The organism is Stenotrophomonas sp. AS1 (genome assembly GCF_048957655.1).
Classification (GTDB): domain Bacteria; phylum Pseudomonadota; class Gammaproteobacteria; order Xanthomonadales; family Xanthomonadaceae; genus Stenotrophomonas; species Stenotrophomonas bentonitica_A.
Genome location: NZ_JARVXM010000002.1, coordinates 70,782 through 92,014, shown reverse-complemented (window position 1 = coordinate 92,014; position 21,233 = coordinate 70,782). Strand labels below are relative to the sequence as shown.

General features: G+C 65.0%; 14 protein-coding genes and 2 tRNA genes. 14 read left to right on the top strand and 2 right to left on the bottom strand.

Annotation, left to right across the window (positions count from 1 at the left end; genetic code table 11):
• Positions 1 to 427 precede the first annotated feature (427 nt).
• The 9 genes from PV764_RS03880 (at position 428) to PV764_RS03840 (ending at position 12,533) form a co-directional block, all read left to right on the top strand.
• On the top strand, positions 428 to 3,586 hold the full coding sequence (locus PV764_RS03880; protein ID WP_037554124.1) for a TonB-dependent receptor: 3,159 nt from the start codon (positions 428 to 430) through the stop codon (positions 3,584 to 3,586).
• A gap of 298 nt (positions 3,587 to 3,884) precedes the next feature.
• Positions 3,885 to 5,273, top strand: a complete 1,389-nt coding sequence (ppnN, locus tag PV764_RS03875; RefSeq protein WP_421116215.1) for a nucleotide 5'-monophosphate nucleosidase PpnN — start codon at positions 3,885 to 3,887, stop codon at positions 5,271 to 5,273.
• A 162-nt stretch (positions 5,274 to 5,435) separates the two neighbouring features.
• A complete protein-coding gene (locus PV764_RS03870) occupies positions 5,436 to 5,951 on the top strand; it encodes a GspH/FimT family pseudopilin (RefSeq protein WP_026070246.1) in 516 nt (171 codons plus the stop codon).
• On the top strand, positions 5,948 to 6,430 hold the full coding sequence (gene pilV, locus PV764_RS03865; RefSeq protein WP_019186180.1) for a type IV pilus modification protein PilV: 483 nt from the start codon (positions 5,948 to 5,950) through the stop codon (positions 6,428 to 6,430). Before PV764_RS03870 ends, pilV begins: the two co-directional genes overlap by 4 nt.
• Positions 6,427 to 7,596: a PilW family protein gene (locus PV764_RS03860; RefSeq protein ID WP_019186179.1), complete on the top strand. Its 1,170-nt coding sequence runs from the start codon at positions 6,427 to 6,429 to the stop codon at positions 7,594 to 7,596. The genes pilV and PV764_RS03860 overlap by 4 nt, the downstream gene beginning before the upstream one ends.
• A 1-nt stretch (position 7,597) precedes the next feature.
• Positions 7,598 to 8,116, top strand: coding sequence for a PilX N-terminal domain-containing pilus assembly protein (locus PV764_RS03855; protein ID WP_046273716.1), 519 nt, complete (start codon positions 7,598 to 7,600; stop codon positions 8,114 to 8,116).
• 10 nt (positions 8,117 to 8,126) lie between these two features.
• Positions 8,127 to 11,936, top strand: a complete 3,810-nt coding sequence (locus PV764_RS03850) for a pilus assembly protein (protein ID WP_421116214.1) — start codon at positions 8,127 to 8,129, stop codon at positions 11,934 to 11,936.
• Positions 11,937 to 11,995: 59 nt separating this feature from the next.
• The gene (locus tag PV764_RS03845) at positions 11,996 to 12,388 is read left to right on the top strand and encodes a type IV pilin protein (protein ID WP_070427008.1); all 393 of its coding nucleotides are present in this window, start codon (positions 11,996 to 11,998) and stop codon (positions 12,386 to 12,388) included.
• 68 nt (positions 12,389 to 12,456) lie between these two features.
• Positions 12,457 to 12,533 (top strand) — tRNA-Asn (locus PV764_RS03840).
• Positions 12,534 to 12,602: 69 nt separating this feature from the next.
• Here PV764_RS03840 and PV764_RS03835 read toward each other — a convergent pair.
• The gene (locus PV764_RS03835) at positions 12,603 to 13,133 is read right to left on the bottom strand and encodes a GspH/FimT family pseudopilin (RefSeq protein WP_019183382.1); all 531 of its coding nucleotides are present in this window, start codon (positions 13,131 to 13,133) and stop codon (positions 12,603 to 12,605) included.
• 154 nt (positions 13,134 to 13,287) lie between these two features.
• Between PV764_RS03835 and uvrB the strand changes: the two genes are divergently transcribed.
• The 3 genes from uvrB (at position 13,288) to PV764_RS03820 (ending at position 16,232) form a co-directional block, all read left to right on the top strand.
• On the top strand, positions 13,288 to 15,318 hold the full coding sequence (gene uvrB / locus PV764_RS03830) for an excinuclease ABC subunit UvrB (RefSeq protein WP_421116213.1): 2,031 nt from the start codon (positions 13,288 to 13,290) through the stop codon (positions 15,316 to 15,318).
• A 107-nt stretch (positions 15,319 to 15,425) separates the two neighbouring features.
• Positions 15,426 to 15,500, top strand: a tRNA-Val gene (locus PV764_RS03825).
• A 267-nt stretch (positions 15,501 to 15,767) separates the two neighbouring features.
• Positions 15,768 to 16,232 (top strand): hypothetical protein, encoded by a 465-nt coding sequence (locus PV764_RS03820; protein WP_037553184.1) that lies wholly within the window; start codon positions 15,768 to 15,770, stop codon positions 16,230 to 16,232.
• On the opposite strand, the gene PV764_RS03815 is transcribed toward PV764_RS03820, so the two are convergent.
• Complete coding sequence (locus PV764_RS03815; protein ID WP_046273726.1) at positions 16,175 to 17,764, bottom strand: MASE1 domain-containing protein; 1,590 nt, start codon at positions 17,762 to 17,764, stop codon at positions 16,175 to 16,177. The genes PV764_RS03820 and PV764_RS03815 overlap by 58 nt on opposite strands.
• A 539-nt stretch (positions 17,765 to 18,303) precedes the next feature.
• Here PV764_RS03815 and PV764_RS03810 point away from each other — a divergent pair.
• Both PV764_RS03810 and PV764_RS03805 read left to right on the top strand, forming a co-directional pair.
• Complete coding sequence (locus tag PV764_RS03810) at positions 18,304 to 20,553, top strand: DNA internalization-related competence protein ComEC/Rec2 (RefSeq protein WP_421116212.1); 2,250 nt, start codon at positions 18,304 to 18,306, stop codon at positions 20,551 to 20,553.
• Positions 20,554 to 20,556: 3 nt separating this feature from the next.
• Positions 20,557 to 21,231 carry a MotA/TolQ/ExbB proton channel family protein gene (locus PV764_RS03805; RefSeq protein WP_019183377.1) on the top strand — a complete coding sequence of 225 codons (675 nt, stop codon included), beginning with the start codon at positions 20,557 to 20,559 and terminating at the stop codon, positions 21,229 to 21,231.
• Positions 21,232 to 21,233: the final 2 nt, after the last annotated feature.

Sequence of the window (21,233 nt, the reverse complement as noted above, 5' to 3'; positions counted from 1 at the left end):
GGCAAAGGCGTCACCGCTGGCGCGAACGTGCCCAGAGCCTCCTGAATGTGCCCAGGGCCTCCTAAACGTGCCCCGGGCCTCCTACAGGTAGTGCCGGCCGCTGGCCGGCTCCCCAGCCAACCCGCAGAACGCCAACCAGACACCGCTGAGGCGCTCAGTAGCCCGCATTCAGCCGGTCACAATCAAATGTGAAGATGGCGTCATGATCCCGTTGTGATGGCGTGTGTTTTGTCGCCAAACCGTCACAATCCGAGGCTATCGTGTTAATCTAGTGTTAACCGTTGCGGCTGAAACCAGCTCGCGGCTAGGGAACCCAGATAAAAGTCCAGTCAGCCGCCAGCAAGGCTGCTTGGGCGCGTTTTTTTCTCCGCCATCGCCAATCTCGCATCGAGGCTACTCCCCAATGACCCACTCCCGTTGTCTCCGGATGTCCAAGCTCACGCTTGGTCTCGTGGCCGCACTTGCCGCCGCTCCCGCCTTCGCCCAGAGCACCTCTTCCGGTGTGGGCGGTCAGGTCACGTCGGCTGCAGGCGCGCCTGTCGTCGGTGCAGAAGTCACCATCACGCACACCGAGTCGGGCACCGTCAGCCGCGCCACGACCGATGCATCGGGTCGTTACAACGCGCGCGGCCTGCGCGTGGGTGGTCCGTACACCATCACCATCAACAAGCCGGGTGAAGGCACCAAGACGGAAGAGGGTGTGTACCTCGGCGTCAACCAGATCGGTACCGTCAATGCGGCACTGACCGGCGACCTCGCTGCAACGAACCTCGATGCCGTGCAGGTCACCGCCGTGGCCGCAGGCTCGGAAGTGTTCAGCGCCACCAAGATGGGCTCGGGCACGTCGATCAGCCAGGAAACGATCGAAGCCATGCCGTCCGTCGGCGGTAACATCCAGGACATGATGCGCCTGGACCCGCGCGTCGCTTTCGTTGACCGGGCTTCGGGCAGCATCAGCGCCGGCGGCCAGAACCCGCGCTACAACGCCGTCCGTATCGATGGCGTGTCCGCCAGCGACACCTTTGGCCTGGAAGGCAACAGCTTCCCGACCCGTCGCCAGCCGGTTTCGATGGAGGCCATCGAAGCCATCAACGTCGACCTGTCCAGCTACGACATCACCATCACCGGCGCCACCGGCGCTGTGGTTGATGCCGTGACCAAGTCGGGTACCAATGAGTTCCACGGCTCGGTCTACGGCTACATGCGTGACGGCAGCTGGTTCGGTGACAACCCGGGTGGCGGCAAGTTCAACGGTTTCGAAGACGAGAAGACCTACGGCTTCACGCTGGGTGGCCCGCTGGTGAAGGACAAGCTGTTCTTCTTCGCCAACTATGAGAAGTTCGAGCAGTCCGCCCCGGGCGCCGACATCGCCGGCAGCGCCATCGGCGCCGGTACCATCACCGATGCCCAGATCGCGCAGGCCCAGCAGATCTTCCAGGAGCGCTATGGCGTGTCGGCGGGCAGCTACGACGCCGCTTCGGACACCAACCTCGAAGAGTACGCGCTGAAGCTGGACTGGAACATCACCGACAATCAGCGTGCGAGCTTCCGCTACAGCAAGCTGGAGCAGGACAAGCTGCGCATCAACGGCTACGGCCAGACCACCGGTGCCTCGATCAGCTCGTACTGGTACCAGCACGACAAGAAGATCGAGTCCTACGTCGGCCAGCTGTTCAGCGACTGGAGCGACAACTTCTCGACCGAAATCAAGGCCAGCTACCGCGATTACTCGGCCATCCGTAATCCGTCGGCTCCGGGTACTCCGGCGATCCTGATCGGTTTCGGCGGTCTGAACTCGAACCGCGAGTCGGTCGCCAACCCGACCCTGTACCTGGGTACCGAAGCCAACACCCAGTACAACGAGCTGTACACCAAGACCTGGAACTACTTCGCCTCCGGCACGCTCACCCTGGGCGACCATGACGTGAAGTTCGGTGCGGATTACAGCAAGAACGAAATCTACAACCTGTACGCACCGAACATTGACGGTTACCTGGTCTACAACGGCATCGAAGGCTTCCGTAACAACACGCCGGTGGTCAGCACCTGGCGCAACCCGGTGGACGGTGGCGTGGAGAGCCTTGCGGCCGACTACGACTACACCACCCTGGGCCTGTTCGTGCAGGACACGTGGTACGTCAACAACAACCTGACCCTGACCCTGGGCGTGCGTGCGGACAAGTACGACACCAACAAGGACACGGCCTACAACCAGCGCGCCAGCGAGTTCTTCGGTTACGACAACCGTTCGATCGGCGACAACGGCTTCTTGGTGCAGCCGCGCGTGGGCTTCAACTACACCTTCGACAGCGATCGCCCGACGCAGCTGCGCGGTGGCGTTGGCCTCTTCCGTGGTGAAGCGCCGCAGGTGTGGCTGGGCAACATCTACGCCAACAACGGCGTGAACTTCACCCAGGGCACCGATTACCCGTACAACAACCGCAACCGTCCGGCACAGCAGGTCGTGAACTTCGTCTCCGACGATTTCCGCACCCCGTCCGTGTACAAGGCCAATCTGGCGTTCGATCACGAACTGCCGTGGAACGGTCTGGTCGCATCGGCCGAGCTGCTGGTGACCAAGGTCAAGGATGGTCTGTACTTCAAGCGCCTGGAACTGATGCAGCCGAGCTACACCGGCGGTCCGGACGGTCGCAACTTCTACTGGGGCAACGTTGCCAACGCCTCGACCTCCAAGTCGACCACCCCGAGCTGGGTGAGCGATGCCGTGCTGCTGGACAACACCGACAAGGGCCGCACCGCGCAGTTCACCGTGTCCCTGGCCAAGCCGTTCAGCCCGGACAGTGACTGGGCCTGGAACCTGGGCTACACCTATACCGATGCGAAGGAAGTTGCCAGCAACACCTCCTCGGTGGCGACCTCGAACTGGAACAACAACTACATCTTCCAGGCCAACGAGAACGCGCTTGCGCGCTCGCGTTACGAGATCCGCAACCGCATCTCGGGTTCGGTGAACTGGAAGCATGCGTTCTTCGGTGACTACGAGACCCAGGTCGGCATGTTCTATGAAGGCCGTACCGGTCGTCCGTACAGCTTCGTGTACTCCAACGACATGAACGGCGACGGCCGCACCTACAACGACCTGTTCTATGTGCCGAAGGGTCGTGGCGACGTGCTGTTCACCGGCGGTGCCGCCATGGAAGAAGCCTTCTTCGCATGGATGGAGAACAATGCGCAGCTGAACCGTTACGCCGGCCAAGTGACCCCGCAGAACTCGGCTCGCGCCGGTTGGGTCAACACCTTTGACGTGCGTATCACCCAGCAGTTGCCGGGCTTCATGAAGGGCCACAAGTCCGAAATCTGGCTCGATATCCAGAACGTGGGCAACCTGCTCAACAAGAAGTGGGGTCGCATCGACGACTTCGGCTTCTATGCTGACCAGGGCATCGCCAACTTCCGCGGCATCGACCCGACCACTGGCAAGTACCTGTACGAGTTCCGTGCAGAGCGCCAGGGCAACACGAGCGCCACCGTGACCGACAGCGCCTTCGCCAACGCGGACGCCGACGGTTTCAACACCGGTGTGTCGCAGTGGTCGCTGCAGCTGGGCTTCCGCTACAAGTTCTGATGCGTCGGACCTAGTGGATGATTGAAAAGCGGCCGGGGCAACCCGGTCGCTTTTTTTTGTCTGTCAGGGCGGGGGCGGCTGGAGCGCCCCGGTCTCCATCGGCCGCCCCACTGAGTGTTGTGCTGGGTAGTGCATACCTGTATATTCAGTTGGTTGCGCGGAAATCAGCGCAATTGCGACGGCCCAGTGCCCCTGTCGCGGTCAGGACACATCCAAACGGTCGGGTTTCCCGGCCGTTTTGCTTTTTAAGGGGGCAGCGGTACAGTCGGTAACCTTGAGGAAAGCGAACAAGATGGACATGACGATCAACGAAAAGCCGGCGCGTACGCTGCCGGTGCAGGACGCGCGGATCTACCCGCGCGGTGGGCTGGATGTGTTGTCGCGTGCTGAAGTGGCACGCCTGCGCGACGCCTCCGGCGGCGGCATGCACGAGCTGCTGCGCCGCTGCGCGCTGGCCGTGCTGACCAGCGGCAGCGCCTCGGACGATCCGCGCGCGGCGCGCGATCTGTATCCCGATTTCGATATCCAGGTGGCCCAGCAGGACCGCGGCGTGCGCATCGACCTGGTCAACGCGCCGGCGATGGCCTTCGTGGATGGCGAGATCATCCGCGGTGTGGCCGAGCTGTTGTTCGCGGTGGTCCGCGACCTGGCCTACATGGCCATCGAGATGGGCCCGGCCTACGCGGCCGAGCTGGAATCTTCGGAAGGCATCACCAACGCGGTGTTCGGGCTGCTGCGCAATGCGCGCATCCTCAACCCCGGCGACCCGAATCTGGTCGTCTGCTGGGGCGGTCATTCCATTGGTCGCGATGAGTACCTGTACACCAAGCAGGTCGGCTACGAGCTGGGCCTGCGCGGGCTGGATATCTGCACCGGCTGCGGTCCGGGTGCGATGAAGGGCCCGATGAAGGGCGCCACCATCGCCCATGCCAAGCAGCGCAAGACCACCACGCGCTACATCGGCCTGACCGAGCCGGGCATCATCGCCGCCGAGTCGCCGAACCCGATCGTGAACCATCTGGTGATCATGCCGGACATCGAGAAGCGTCTCGAAGCGTTTGTGCGCATCGGCCACGGCATCACCGTGTTCGCCGGTGGCGTCGGCACCGCTGAGGAGATCCTGTACCTGCTGGGCATCCTGCTGCGCGAAGAGAACAAGGACCTGCCGTTCCCGCTGATCCTGACCGGCCCGACCGTGGCCGCACCGTACTTCGAGCAGATCGACCGCTTCATCCGTCTCACCCTGGGTGAAGAGGCCGCCAGCCGCTACGAGATCATCATCGGCGACCCGGTCAACGTCGCCCGCAAGATGGCCCAGGGCATCAAGCGCGTGCGCGAGCACCGCCTGGCGCAGAAGGATTCGTTCTTCTTCAACTGGTCCATCGAGATTCCGTGGGAGTACCAGCAGCCGTTCGTGCCGACCCACGAGGCGATGGCGTCGCTGGACCTGCACCACGGCCGTCCGCCACATGCTCTGGCGGCCGACCTGCGCCGCGCGTTCTCCGGCATCGTGGCCGGCAACGTGAAGGAAGACGGCATGCGCCGCATCGAGGAGTTCGGCCCGTTCGAAATCCACGGCGATGCGGACATGATGCAGGCCCTGGACGAACTGCTGCGCGCCTTCGTCGAGCAGCGCCGGATGAAGATCTCCGGCGAGTACCAGCCCTGCTACAAGGTCATGGCCTGAGGGTCTGACCGGACCGGCGGCGGGCAGGGGGCCGCTGCCGGTTCTCGATCTGCGTCAACCCATTGACGCCTGTCGCCTCCGGGCGACCGTTCGTCCTGCCGCCGCTTGCTGATCGGCGGCGGGACGTTCATCTTCTGTGTCATCAACGCTGGGGAGCGTTTCATGTCTTTGCGCCGGTTCAACGGCTTCACATTGATCGAGCTCATGGTGACCATGGCGGTGCTTGCCGTGCTGGTCGCGGTGGGGTTCCCGAATTTCCTGAGCGTGATCCGTTCCAACCGGGTGGTCGCGGCCAACAATGAAGCGCTGGGCCTGCTGTCGCTCGCGCGCAGCGAGGCGATCCGCAACAACAAGGGCGGCGGTGTCTGTGGCAGCGCCACCGGCACCAGCTGCGACGGGGACTGGAACAGCGGCATCCTCGCCTTCGCCGACCCCGACGGTAGCGGTACCCTGGAAACCGGCGAAACGGTCCTGCGCTACAGCCAGGGCCACCCCAGGCTGGTCGTGGACGGGCCGGACAACGTGGCCATCAGTTTCGACGGGCGAGGTCGCCGCCAGGCGCCTGCCGACCAGACGCTGACCCTGCGGCCGGACGAATGCAGCGGCCAACCGATGCAGCGCACCGTGACCATCAATTCCTCCGGCCAGGCACGCAGTGCCCAGGGAGCGTGCCAATGAAGCGCAAGCATCCTCGCCGCCTGCGCGCAGCGCCGGGTGGCTTCACGTTGATCGAGGTGCTGGTCGCCATTGTCGTGCTTGCTTTCGGCCTGCTCGGCTTCGCGCTGCTGCAGACCATGAGTGTGCGCTTCACCCAGAGCGCCAACTACCGCACCCAGGCGACCAACCTGGCGTACGACCTGATCGATCAGATGCGCGCCAATCGCTTTCAGGCGGCCTGGTACAGCACGGCGTCGTTCTCGCCCGGGACGGTGGCCGTTGCCGGGGCCTGCGGCCGGCCGACCGGCAATGCGGTCACCATCCAGCAGAACGTTGCGCGGTGGCAGTGCCAGGTGGCCAAGGCATTGGGCGAGACCGCCAGTGCCAACGTGGCCTACGAAGATGGCAGCGTCACCGTCCAGATCGCCTGGGGCGACCAGCGCTGGGACAAGGACAAACCCGATGAAAAGACCACCTTCACCGTGACATCGCAGCTATGAGCCCTTTCCCGAACACACGGCGCAGGCAGTCGGGTCTGTCGCTGATCGAGCTGATGGTCGCGGTGGTGATCGGCACCGTGCTGATGCTGGGCGTCATCCAGGTCTTCATCGCCTCGCGCACCGCCTCGAGGTTGGCTGAAGGCGTGGCACGCACCCAGGAAAACGCCCGGTTTGCGATCGATTTCCTCGAGCGCGACATCCGCATGGCCGGCCACTACGGCTGCGTCAACGATCAGGCGCATTTCATCAAGGACGAGGGCGACCCGCGCCATCACTTCACGGCCGCATCCGGGGCCGGCAGTCCGCTGGATTTTTCGGTGGCGGTGCAGGGCTATGAAGCGGGAGGTACCGCGCCGGGCGATACCCTGACCCTGGGCGAAGCCTGGAGTGACGCAGGCAACCTGCCGTCCGAGATCGCCGGGCTGAATCCATTGGGGGGCAGCGATGTGCTGGTACTGCGCTTCCTGGCCGGTGAAGGCGTTCCGGTCACGGCCATTACCGCGGACAGCGGCGGCAGCGAATTGACGGTGGACACCGAGCGCGCCGCCCGGTTGAGCCAGGGCACGCCCGCTGCGCCGACCATGTTCGGCATCGCCGATTGTGCCCATGTCGACATTTTCCCGGGAAGCGTCGCCGGCGGCATCGTCACGGCGACCAATGCGGACCTGTCCAGGTATGCGCCGCCCAATGGGCAGACGCTGGTCTACCGCGCCGAGTCCATCGTGTACTACATCGGGGCCGGCGCGTCCGGCGAGCCAGCGTTGCGCCGTGCCCGCGCCAATGCGGCCGGCGCGTATCCGGCCGAGCTCAATGAGGAGCTGGTGGAAGGCATCGAAAACCTGCAGGTTCTGTTCGGCCTGGATTCGACCCCGGACATCAGCGTCGATGCCTCGCCCATCGGCAACATCACCGTGCAGGCAACCGCCAGTGGCGTCTCCACGGGCACCGATGCGGCCGCGGCCGGGCAGTGGCGACGCGTGGGTCTGGTGCAGGTCGGCGTGCTGGCGCGCAGCCCGCAGCCGGCCGATGCGCTGCAGGCCCAGCAGAAGGTGGCTCGCCAGGGCGCACTGGGCGTGGAGTTCGCGCCGTCCGATACCCGTGATACCCGCTACCGGGCCAGCTATGAAGTATCCGTGGCCTTGCGCAATCGACTCTATGGGAACTGACATGCACGCCTCCGTCCGCCCCGTCGTTCGTTCTCCGGCCCCACATCGCCAGCGTGGCGCCGTGCTGTATGTGGCGCTGGTGATGTTGATCCTGCTGGCGCTGATCGGTATCGCGGGCATGCAGGTCGCCGGCATGCAGGAGAAGATGTCGGCCAATTATCGTGCGAGCAATCTGTCCTTCCAGAACACCGAAGCGACCGTGCGCACTGCCGAGCATCTGGTGGAGAAAATCGCCAATCGTCAGGAGCTGCCCGATGGCAGCCTGATTGTCGCCGGCGACATCGATGCCGGCTGCGATGCTGCCTTCGACCCGTCAGAGTGGGGCAGCGAGCAGAGTTCCGATGCGGTTCCAGCGGTAACGGTCAGGCAGATCGATACCTGCGTGCCCTTCGGCACCGGCGTGGGCCTGGGCGGGCCGCGCGATACCCCCATTCCGATCTATCAGATCACCGGCTACGCCGCCGATGACGCTGAACATCCCACCTCTTCGACCGTGATCGACACGGTTTTCAAGCTCTGAGGACGCGCACATGGTATCGCGCAGGACCACACTCATTTCCGCGTCGGTACTGGCCGTTCTGGTCGGCGGCGGGGTGCTGACCTATCAGCTGATCGCCGCGCAGGGGCAGGGGACGCTGTCCCAGGTGCCGTTGAACAACCAGGTGCAGGCGCAGCCGGCCTTCATCATGACGGTCGACAACTCCGGCTCGATGACCTTCCAGACCCAGTTCCCCGGGGCGGATGGCCAGGCCTGCTGGAATACGTCGACCAAGAGTTTCTTCAGCGGCACCAAGACGCTCAGTACTACGGGTACCTGCGCCTTCTATTACGTGCTGCCGGGCACGCGCATTTCCGGCGCGTATTACGGCATTGCACCGCTCGACAAGTTCGGCTTCGCACGCTCCCCGACCTACAACCCGGCCTTCTACAACCCCACGATCAAGTATGAGCCGTGGATGCGCTATGACACCGCCCAGGAAAAGGTGGTCGATTACGCACAGGCAGCCACGTCCAAGACCCTGATAGATCCACGTCTGGCGGCGAACGCGTCCAATGCGGTGGATCTGACCGCGGCCACCACCGGTGTGTTCAACATGGTCGATGGAATGGTGGTGCCCCAGGGCACTGTCTTCGCGGCGAACGGGAAGGACGGAACGCCCTACGCGGCCAACAAGGACTACGTCTGGAACACCCAGGATTTCTACAAGGTCAACAAAAATCAACCAACGCGATACGACGCGACCTTCACCTACGTTCCAGCCACGTTCTTTCTTCCGTTCACGGGGAAGAGCGATCCGGTTCCGGAGTTGGCCGGGAGCCCCGGCGCCTACACGGCGGTAGCGCGCACGGAGGCCGCCAATGCCTGTGGCACGGGTTGCACGATGTGGAAGTACACGATCAAGAGCACCGACGGCGTCGCGCTGCAGAACTTCGCCAACTGGTTCTCCTACTACGGCAACCGCAACCGCTCCATGATCGCCGGCATGACCCGATCCATGGCGACGGTGGACAACCTGCGCGTGGGCTATTTCAAGATCAACGACAACGCCGACTACGACATGAGCGACAAGGGTGCGGCGTTGCCCATCCGCGATCTGGGTACCAAGGACGACAAGCGTGCGTTGTACGCCGACATGATCGCGTTGAACGCCTCGGGCAGTACACCCAATCGCCAGGCGGTGAAGGCGGCCGCCACCCAGTTCACCCGGACCGATGATCAGGCGCCGGTGCAGCTGGCTTGCCAGAAAAACGCCGTCATGCTGTTCACCGATGGCTACAGCAACCTTGATGGCCCGGAGGTCGCCAATGCCAATGGCGACGGCAACATGGGCATCCCGTTCAAGGATAGCCACGACAATACGATGGCTGATATCGCCGCTTCGTACTACATCAACAAGGATGGCAAATCGCCACTGCGTCCGGAACTCGCGCCCGGGCTGGTGCCGGTGCCGGAGGCCTGCAATACGGCCAACCCGGATCCGCGCCTGGATTGCCAGAAGAACCTGCACGTCAATTTCTACGGCATCACCCTGGGCGGGCGCGGCAAGCTGTTCAATCCCGATATCGTCCAGGACCCGTATACCAACGCCTCCATCTACAACAACTGGCCAAAGCGCGAGAACGGTGCGATCAGCACCATCGATGACATCTGGCATGCCGCCGTCAACACGCGTGGCGAGTTCATCAACGCGCGTACCCCGGCCGACATCACCCAGGCCATGCGCCGCGTGCTGTCGTCGGTGACGGCCGGTGCATCTTCCTCGGGCAGCTACGCGCAGTCGGGCGCGCGCATCGGCACCGGCTCGATGGCGGTGGCGCCGTACTACGAGATCGCCAACGAATCGACCGACTGGTTCAGCCGCCTCACCGCGAGCCAGATCACCGTGGACCAGGCCACGCGCAAAGCGGTGTACACCACCGCGTGGGAAGCCAGCGCCAAGATGCCGCAGCCGACCGCGCGCAACGTGTTCTTCGGTACGAACACCGACGTGCTTCCCTTCAGCAGCAACAGTGTCACGCTGGAGTCGTTGTGTGACCTGTCCCCGTCGTTGTACCCGGGCATGGCCCGGTGTTCGGCTGGTGAGCTGACCGATCTCGGCGCGACGCGCGCAAACGCGGTCAGCTACCTGCTGGGCGAAAGGAGTCTGGAAACGCGGCGAGGGGGGCGCTTCCGCGACCGCACCACGGTGCTTGGCGACATCATCAATTCGTCGCCGGTCATCAGTGCCCCCATCGATGACTACGGTTATCGCGGGCTGGATCAAGGCCTGGGCGCGAGCTACGCCACCTACCTGGAGACCAAGCGCAGTGGGCGTTACATGGTCTATGTCGGCGCCAACGACGGCATGCTGCATGCCTTTGATGGCGGCATGGGTGTAAGCGGCACGATGGATAGTAGCGGCGGCGCGGAAACGTTCGCCTACATTCCCGCCACCTCCATGGGGCACATGGGCAACCTGCTGTTCCCGCTCGATCCGAACAATCAGGCCTTCCAGAAGTTTTCTCATCGCTACTATGTCGATGGTCCGGTCGCCGTGTCCGATGCGCGTATCGGCACCAGCTGGGGCACCGTACTGGTCGGCAGTACCGGCGCGGGCGGCCGCGGCGTGTTCGCACTGGATGTGACCAAGCCGGGCAGCTTCGGCACCGGCAGCCGCCTGTGGGAAATCAACGACCTCAGCGGCTCTGATGGCGTGAAGGCCAATATCGGCCATGTGCTGGGCAAGCCGGTCATCGTTCCGTTCAAGGACGCGAACGGAACCGTGACCTGGAAGGCCATCTTCGGCAATGGTTATGGCAGTGCCAGTGGCAAGGTGGTGCTGTTCATGGTGGACATCGGCACCGGCTCCCCCAACATCACGATGATCGAAGCATCCGAGACGGCAGGAACCCCGCCGGCTGGCAAGAATGGCCTGGGCAACATCCTGGTGGTCGACCGTTGGACCGGCAGCGGCCGCAATACGCGCGGCCGTGACGGTTACGCCGATACGGTGTACGCGGCCGACCAGAAGGGCGCGGTATGGAAGTTCGATCTGCGCGATACCAGTGCGACGGTTTCCACGCCGCTGTTCACCACGCAGACCAGCACCAGGAATGGTTTGACCTACCGTCAGCCGATCACCGGCGGCATCAACGCCACCAATGGTGACCGCGGTGGGGTGATGCTGTTCTTCGGCACGGGCAGTTTCGTCTTCAACGAAGATGCCCGTGACGAATCGATCCAGTCCCTGTACGCGGTCCTGGATGCCTCCGACGAAACGCCTTCCCTGACGATGACCGCGGCCGATCTGCGTCCGTATACCGTCTCTGCCTCGGGTGATGTGCGGACGATGACGCCGGGCACGATCCCCGCCGATTCGCGCGGCTGGCATGTCGACCTGCCGGCGGGCGAGCGCTTCCTCGCGTATCCCGCGCTGGCGTCCGGTGTGGTCTTCATGCCCACCTATGTGCCCAATCCAACCACCAAGAGCTGTGCGTCGGATGGCTCCAACTGGCTGTTCGGGCTGAGTGCGCAGTCCGGTGCGCCGGCACTGTCGAAAATGCGCGCCGGGTCGCCGACCGGCACCAAGTTCGGCGCTGGCACGGCCGCGGTTCCGCTGTCGACCGGCGGCAACGCCCCGGTGAAGGATGTCGGGGTGCAGGTACTGCCGCGCCAGCAGCCACCCGGCAAGATTTCCGGCGACAGCCCAGGCGGCGGTGGACCGGGTTCACCTGGCGGCACGCCACCCCCGGTGGACCCGCCCGCCGAGCCCTGCCAGATGCTGGTCACCGCGGCAGGCGGCGTCCCCATGTACGTGCCGTATCCCTGTGGACGCCAGTCCTGGAGGCAGTTGCAATGAGTCGTTCGTTTCCCGCCCTGGCCCGCGCCGGACGCGTGCCGCCTGTCCCCGCCCGCGCGATGGGGGGATTCACGCTGATCGAGTTGATGCTGGTGGTGATCGTCATGGCGATCCTGGCCGGTATCGCATACCCCAGTTACGTCGAGCAGACGCGCAAGTCCAAGCGCGGGCAGGTCAAGGCCGACCTGGTCGAGTACGCGCAGCTGGCCGAGCGGTTCCATACCACGCAGAACACCTATGAAGGGTTCACGCTGCCCGGCGGTGGCGACTCGGTCAGCTCCCCGCGCGAAGGGGGTACGGCCGCCTACAGTGTCGGGTTCGTCGGCACCCAGTCCACGTTCACGCTGACCGCGACCGCACAGGGAAACCAGGCCAAGGACAAGTGTGGCGACCTCGGCATCAACCAGGCCAACGTCAAGACCAGTGGGGGCACGCTCTCCGAGTGCTGGTGACGTGACGGACGGCGGCATGCACAAGGGTGTTGCCCTCCGCGCGAGTGCCCCGTACAATGCGCCTCCCCGCCCGAATAGCTCAGCCGGTTAGAGCACTTGACTGTTAATCAGGGGGTCGTTGGTTCGAGTCCAACTTCGGGCGCCAGATTCTGCAGAAGCCGCGAGCAATCGCGGCTTTTGTCGTTTTCGTGCCGGCATTTCCGGCGGGCCTGCATCAGCAGGGCGCGCGGTCGCGCAGTCGCTCCGAGCGGGCGCGCCCGGCATTGTTGACAACCACCTTGCTGTGTCTTTGTCCTCGGGTGCAGATGGTGACCGTCAGGTTGACGCCCATGCTGCTGCCATCCGGACGAAACCGCAGGCGAGGGCGCCCGGCAGAGGCCGGAGCCCGCAGGGTCAGGCCGGTCTGCCCCGGGTAGTACTGGAGGATGTCTGCCTCGGCCGGTTGTGGCTGGCGACGGGGATCGCGATACGTCAGCCACCCGGTGCTCCATTCCGACGCGCAGCGCCGGCCATCGTCACTGGGGCAGATGGTGACGATCTCGCGCCGTGTCACCGCGGCCATGCGAGCGCCGGCGAATGCCGAGTTCAGTTGCAGCCGCAGGGCATCGGCGCGCAGGCTGGAGACGGTCTCGGCCAGGTTGGGTGCCGCCACGGCGACCACCAGCGCGAGGATCGCCAGGGTGGCCATCAGCTCCATCAGGGTGAGGCCAGCGCTTCGGTCACGCGGGCTAGGCCGGAGGCGCATGGGGCAGGTCATCCGTCAGCGGGGAGCTCTGAGCTTGCGCGCCGCTGCCGAGGCTGAATATCAGCCTGACCGGGCCCCAGGCATCGGTGGATTCCTCAACCGGCCGTCACCAACCCGGCCGTTATACTGAAGGCTTCCCGGCAGTGGCGGCACCATGAGCGATCGTTTCCAACTTGTATCCCCGTATTCGCCGGCGGGCGACCAACCGGCGGCCATCGAGAAACTGACCGCCAACTTCGAGGCGGGCATCGCCAAGCAGACCCTGCTCGGCGTCACCGGTTCCGGCAAGACCTACACGATCGCCAACGTGATCCAGCAAGTGCAGAAGCCGACCCTGGTGATGGCGCCGAACAAGACCCTGGCGGCGCAGCTGTACGGCGAGTTCAAATCGTTCTTCCCGCACAACGCGGTGGAGTACTTCGTCAGCTATTACGATTACTACCAGCCCGAGGCCTATGTGCCGTCGTCGGATACCTTCATCGAGAAGGACAGTTCGATCAACGAGCACATCGAGCAGATGCGGTTGGCGGCGACCAAGACGCTGCTGTCGCGCCCGGATGCGATCGTGGTGGCAACCGTCTCGGCGATCTACGGCCTCGGCGCGCCGGAGGACTATCTGTCGATGCGCCTGATCCTCTCCACCGGCGAGCGGATCGACCAGCGCGACCTGATCAAGCACCTGACCCAGCTGCAGTACACGCGCAACGAGTTCGAGCTGCATCGCGGCACGTTCCGCGTGCGTGGCGAAGTGGTGGACGTGTTCCCGGCCGAATCGGACAGCGAAGCGGTGCGCATCGAGCTGTTCGAGGGCGAGGTCGAGCAGATCAGCATGTTCGATCCGCTCACCGGTGAAAGCCTGCGCAAGATGATGCGCTACACGATCTACCCCAAGACCCACTACGCCACCACGCGCGAACGCGTGCTGTCGGCCGTGGATACGATCAAGGCGGAACTGAAGGTCCGCCTGGAGCAGCTGTACGAGCAGAACAAGCTGGTGGAAGCGCAGCGCCTGGCGCAGCGCACCCAGTTCGATCTGGAAATGATGGCCGAGGTCGGTTACTGCAACGGCATCGAGAACTACTCCCGGCATCTCACCGGCAAGAACGCCGGCGATCCGCCACCGACGCTGTTCGACTACCTGCCGCCGGATGCATTGCTGGTGATCGACGAATCGCATGTCACCATTCCGCAGATCGGCGCGATGTTCAAAGGCGACCGTTCGCGCAAGGAAACGCTGGTCGAGTTCGGCTTCCGCCTGCCGTCGGCGCTGGACAACCGCCCGCTGCGTTTTGAAGAGTGGGAGGAGCGCTGCCCGCGCAGCATCTATGTTTCGGCCACGCCGGGCCCATATGAGCTGCGCGAGACCGAAGGCGAGATCACCGAACTGGTGGTGCGTCCGACCGGCCTGATCGATCCGGTGGTCGAGATCCGCCCGGTCGGCACCCAAGTCGATGACCTGATGAGCGAGGTCAACGAGCGCATCAAGCTGGGCGACCGTGTGCTGGTCACCACGTTGACCAAGCGCATGGCCGAGAACCTCACCGAATACCTGACCGAACACGGCATCCGCGTGCGTTACCTGCACTCGGATATCGATACCGTCGAGCGCGTGGAGATCATCCGCGATCTGCGCCTGGGCAAGTTCGACGTGCTGGTCGGCATCAACCTGCTGCGCGAAGGCCTGGACATGCCCGAGGTCTCGCTGGTGGCGATCCTGGATGCGGACAAGGAGGGCTTCCTGCGCTCCACCGGCTCGCTGATCCAGACCATCGGCCGCGCCGCACGCAACCTGCGCGGCAAGGCGATCCTGTACGCGGACAAGATGACCCGTTCGATGCAGGCCGCGATCGACGAGACCGACCGCCGTCGTTCCAAGCAGGTCGAGTACAACGAGCTGCATGGCATCATACCCAAGTCGGTCCTGCGCCCGATTACCGATGTGCTCGAAGGCGCGCGTTCGGAAGCGGCCGAGAAAGAGGCGCGCGGCAAAGGGAAGGGCAAGGGCAAGGGCGGTCGCGTGGCCGAAGAGGCGACCGATTACCGCACCATGGACCCGGCCCAGATCGCCAAGCGCCTGCAGGCGCTGGAGCAGCAGATGTACCAGCACGCGCGTGATCTGGAGTTCGAAGATGCCGCCCGGGTACGCGACCAGATCCGCCAGTTGAAGGAGGCCAGTCTGGGCTGAACAACACATCGTGAAATATCTTCACAAAAGTGTTGCGCTTTCCGGGGGGCATCCGTAATATACGCGGCCTGCACCGACGCATTCGCAGCGGGGCAGGGAAGCAAAACGGGCGGTTAGCTCAGCGGTAGAGCACTACCTTGACATGGTAGGGGTCACAGGTTCGAACCCTGTACCGCCCACCACTTCAGTACCTGGGAAACCACGGGAACAGGTGGAACAAGACGAAGCCGGCCAATAGGCCGGCTTTTTCGTTTTCTGGAACTTCTCCCTACGTTCTTTCCGCCTCGCCTCGCCTCGCGTGGCCTGGCCTGGCCATCGCCCTTGGTGCGAGCGAGGGCGGGTTGAGGCTGTCTCTTTCATGCCGTGTGTTAGCGTCGCGGGGCCGGTTGGCCAGACCTGCGGCCGGCCGGAACCGGTCCTGTGACCTAATCCCAATGGAAGGAGGCAAAATGGCAACGACGCATCGTCTTACGGTTTTGGCATACGCGGCGGCGACTTTCGCGACGGCGATTCTGGCGGCCCCATCGGCACAGGCGGCATCCTGCTGTGTGAGTGAGCCGCATGGAAGCTATATCGCAGCGAAGGGTCTCGGGGAGTCAGCGCCGCTTGCGTTGGACGTCAGTGAAGCAGCGGGCTGGCATGCATTCGAGTTCAAACGGGATGGGATCTGGTACATCCAGGTCAATGATCGCAATGATCAGGTCCGCGCGATTATCGGCAACATCGACACGGTGTTCTGGACACTGCCGGGCGGCGTGGATGCCGACCGTGTCTCGCTGCCTGGACGCACCCTGGATATCCCGGCAGGCGCAGGCAGGGAAGTGGTGTACCGCAAGCCGGGTCTGTGGCTGGTCGCTTACAGTACGGCGCGGGGCGTGATCTGGTCGATCGAAAGCCCTGACGGCACGCGGTAAGGCTGCCCAGGCTCGACAAGTACCAAGCGGAGTCGGTTTCGGCGGCAACCTGGGTTGCCGCCATAAGCCAGTGCCCGACCACCCAGCACCTCGTCGGCACGCGCAACGGTTTGCGCGCTCAGTGTGCGCTGCGGATCCAGTAGTGCGACGGTCATGACGATGCCCTGGTAGTCGCCGCGACGACCGCAGTGAGCACGGACCCGCAGAAATCCGGATTCGTGCTTCAGCATCAAGCTGACGGCGTCGACCAGGCTGCGGTAAGCCGCTAGTTGCAGCCCAAGGCTCAAGTGGCAGGGATTGCCACTGAACCGCGGTCGTGCCACGCGGTCTGTCGCGTCCCAAGCGCCGGCGACACCGCCGGACTGCAGGGCGACATATAAACCCGAGTATTCGATGTCACTCGGGTACACCATGCTGATCTGCTCGCGGAACAGGCGCGATTGCGATGCGCCACGGCGCAGCATGTCCATCGCTGGCGCCAGGTACCCCCGTTGCTTCAGCAGATCGGCTGCCATCTGAACCGATCGATCGATGTCTTCACCAATGGTTTGCATGCGCAGCGCCTGTTCCTTGCGGGTTTCCTCACTGGCTAGGTGGGCCGTGCGGACCAGGGCGGCGGCGCGGCTGCCCAGTCGGTCGTGCGCATTGAGCTGCCGGTAGTAGCGGGAAATGGTGGAGCCCAGCAGCAGTAATGCGGTACCGGTGACTGCCAGGACCTGCTGCGCCATGAAGGCCACTGGATCGAACGATCCTGGCAATCCGGAGCTGTCCAGGGTCAGCCCGACGGTGAGGTTCAATCCCGCTACGCTGATGGCGGCGCCGCGCCATCCGTACATGCAGGTCAGCGCTGCCGCTGGCAGCAGCATTGCAACCCGTAGGCTGCTCTTCGCCAGCAGCTCATTGGCGGGGAGCTGCATCGCAGCCACGCCCAGCACGCCGATCACGGCCAATGTCGCTGCGGCCATCATCCCTGCCCGAATGGTGGGGCGAGGCAGATGGTAACGGTGTTTCCACAGGAGCGCAGCAGGCGCGAAAATCAGGATGCCGAGGTAGTCGCCGATGATGTACTTCGCCACTCCCATCCAGGATACGGCGTCGTGCAGGGTGGGCATCAGCAGATAGGCCAAGCCTTGATTGAGTGCCGTGATGGCGACTGCGGAAAGTGCAGCAACGGAAAGCAGCCAAGCGGGATTGCCCGCAGCCATGCGGCGGCGATGGAGATACACGATCGCTGCGACCGTCGGCATCAGTGACGCGGATGCCAGCACGACCCACGCGAGGCCATACTGATCGATGAGGTGAAAACGTGCCTGCGCGAAGAATGCGAACTCACCAATGATCAGGTAAGGCCATTTCCGGGGTGGGCACAAAAGCAGCGCAGCGACGCGGATTCCGGCAGGCAGGTAGAACTGATCCACCGACATTTGCCGCATTGCCCAGAACACCATCGCGTAGACCAGTGCCAGCAAAACGCCACTAGAAGAAATGCGCAGATCGAGGTGAAACTCCCTTTTCAACCATTCCAGCTGCACGTGCACCCCCTTTCCCCTGTGGTGGCCACGGGCTGGAACAAGCGCCCGGCGCAGCTTGGACACTATCGGGCAATGCCCCCGCGTGCAATGGCGCGCCGGCGGGTCACGTTTTCGTCGACGGCGCTTGATTCTGCCGCCTCGAAGGTCTTTGTTTGAACTGTGTCACATATTGCCCCGCGACTTTCCGTCGCCGCTTTCCATCCAGGCCGACAGCCAAGATGAAGACATGGGGCTCCAGAGACGCGGTGAAACGTCAGCGTTTCCTCATGCGCAGCGCATGGTCAACAGGCCAGCGTTACCTGACAGTACGCCAAGGCCGCGACTGATGGCGGTTCCGCGGTGGCCAGGCGAGCCTTGGATTTTCATCGGGTGCGATTGGCATGGCACTGGCCCCGCGTCGCCTGGCTACCTCCGGACGCGCGCCGCTACCCATGGTGGGGAAGGCCTCTGCGGCAGCTCTCCTGTCAGGCGTGAGCGCGACGGTATTCGCACCATTTCTACTGCCGCGTCAGTGGATGTGGACCTCGATAGCGGCTGGCTTGGCGATCTGGATCCTGCCCTCCCGCCTGCGCCTCCTTGGCGCGGCCCTCTTCGGTCTAGGCTGGGCGGCCTTCCACGGCCACGCCGGGCTCGCCCAGCAGCTGACACCCGGCAGCGCCGCCGTCGACCACGTGCTGCACGGGCGGGTGGTCAGCCTCCCCGACCATGGTCCCGGGGGAACCCGCTTCCGCTTCCGGGTGGACGAAGATCCGGCGATGCCCACCAGACTCCGCGGTCGCGACCTGGCGCTGGGCTGGTACGACGGATTCCGTGGCGCCGCCGATGATCGCCGGCGCACGCTGCGGGCCGGCGAGCGCTGGTCGCTCAACGTGCGGGTCCGGCCGCCGCGTGGCCTGGTGAATCCGGGCGTGTTCGACGCCGAGGGCTATGCATTGCGGCAGCGGGTGGCGGGCAGTGGGTACGTGCGCGAGCCCGCCCGTGCGCATCCACTGGGCGAGCCGGCCGGCTTGCCGGCATGGCGCGAGCGGATGGCCGACGCGATCGCCCGCGCGGTCCAGGACGACGGCCGCCGCTTCGTCCAGGCGCTGGCACTGGGCGATACCCGTGGTCTTGGCCAGGCCGATTGGGACGACCTGCGTGCGCTGGGGGTGACCCACCTGGTAGCGATTTCGGGTTTCCATGTCGGCGTCGTGGCTGGCGTGGCCGCACTGCTGGCAGGCGGGCTCTGGCGGTGCCTGCCGATAGTGGGCCTTTACCTGCCGCGCCCGATGGGCGCCGCAGCCGCGGCGGTCGCAGGTGCGGCGCTGTACGCAGCAGCGGCCGGTTTCGCGCTGCCGACGGTGCGCACCGTGCTGATGATCGCGGTTGTGGCAACGGCGCGTTGCAGCCGGCGACGGGCGACGGTCGCCCAGTCGCTGTCGCTGGCGGCACTGGCGATGCTGTTGTTCGATCCGCTTGCGGTTCTGGCCCCCGGCTTCTGGCTGAGCTTTGCCGGCGTGCTGTGGCTGATCTGGTGCCTGCCGGGGCGCGAGCAGGGCTGGCTGCGGGGATTCCTGAGTGCCCAGGGCGTGGCCACCGTGGCGTTGCTGCCGCTGACCGTGGCGCTGTTCGGGCAGGCTTCGCGCGCCGGTCCGCTGGTGAACCTGGTGGCGATTCCGTGGTGGACCATGGTGGTGGTGCCGCTGGCACTGCTCGGTACCGCCCTTGAGGCGCTGATCGAGGGGGCGGGGCGCTGGCCCTGGCAGCTGGCGGCATGGTGCTTCGACGCGAGCTGGTGGCTGTTCGGCTATGCCGCGCGCAGCGAGCTGTCGCTGTGGTGGCTGCCACAGGCCAACCGCTGGGCGTTGCTGGCGGCGGTGTCCGGCGTGTTCTGGCTGTTGTTGCCGCGCGGCAGTGGCGGGCGGGTGGCGGCGCTGCTGTTGTGCCTGCCGCTGCTATGGCCGGCGCGTCACGGGCCTGGCGAGGGCGAGGTGGAGCTGCTGGTGATGGACGTGGGCCAGGGCCTGGCGGTGGTCGTGCGCACGCGCCGCCACACGCTGCTGTACGACACCGGCCCCGGGACCGACGATGGCTTCGATGCCGGTGAGCGGATCGTGGTGCCCACGCTGCGTGCGCTGGGCCAGGGGCGGCTGGACCGGATCATGATCAGCCACGACCACCGCGACCACACCGGTGGCCTGCGCGGGGTGCGCCGCACTTTTCCCGATGCGGTCGTGCAGGCACCGCAGGGCGCCCTGCGTGGCCGCGCATCGGCCTGCCATGCCGGACAATCCTGGGCGTGGGACGGGGTCACGTTCCGGGTGCTGCATCCCCTTCCCGGCGAAGCCCGGTCGATCAACGACAGCAGTTGCGTGCTGCGGCTGGAAACCGCCCGGGGGGCGATCCTGCTGGCCGGCGACATCGAAAAAGGCAGCGAAGCGCGGCTGCTCCAGCAGGCAGGTGCGCTGCTGGCGGCCGAAGCAGTGGTGGTGCCGCACCATGGCAGTGCCAGCTCGTCCACCCCGGCCTGGGTGGATGCCGTCGCGCCGCGCCTGGCGATCGTCTCGGCTGGCCATCGCAATCGCTTCGGCCACCCGCGCGCCGAGGTGGTGTCGCGCTGGCAGGCGGTGGGGGCGGAGGTGCTCAACACGGCCGAGAGCGGCGCGGTCCGTATCTGGCTCGGGCGTGAAGGCCTGCAGGTGCGTGAACAACGGGTTTTCGAGCGGCGTTGGTGGGATGCCGCGGAGCGGAGCCGGTCGGCTGCTATCCTATCGGCGATCAAACAGGCGGCCGCTGGGCCGGAGGATTGAAACGTGTGGGAACTGGTCAAGGCCGGTGGCTGGCCGATGCTGCCGCTGCTGCTGTTGGGCGTACTGGCTTTGGCAATTGTCCTGGAGCGCTTCTGGACCCTGCGCCGCAATGAAGTCCTGCCCCCGGGGCTGGGGCAGGAAGTGCGCAACTGGGCCGCACGCGGCAAGCTCGACCCGAGCCACATCCAGTCGCTGCGCGGCAACTCGCCGCTGGGCGCGCTGCTGGCCACCGCGCTGGAAGCGCGCAATCGCCCGCGCGACCAGATCCGCGAGCGCATTGAAGACGCCGGCCGGCACCTGGTTCACCGCATGGAGCGGTTCCTGAACGCCCTCGGCACGATCGCCTCGGCCGGCCCGCTGCTGGGCCTGCTCGGCACGGTGGTCGGCATGATCCAGATGTTCATGGGCATCCTCGACCACGGCGTGGGCGATGTGAACCAGCTGGCCGGCGGTATCGGCAAGGCACTGGTGTGCACCGCCACCGGCATGATCGTGGCGATCCCCGCGCTGATGTTCCATCGCTACTTCAAGGGCCGCATCGCCGGCTACGTGATCGAGATGGAGCAGGAAGCTTCGGCCCTGCTGGACGCGCTGGATGGCCGCCCGGGCGTGATGAACACGGCCCCGCGTGCCACCGGTGCCCCCGCCGGCGCCGCACCGGTCACGGTCAAGGGCTGACG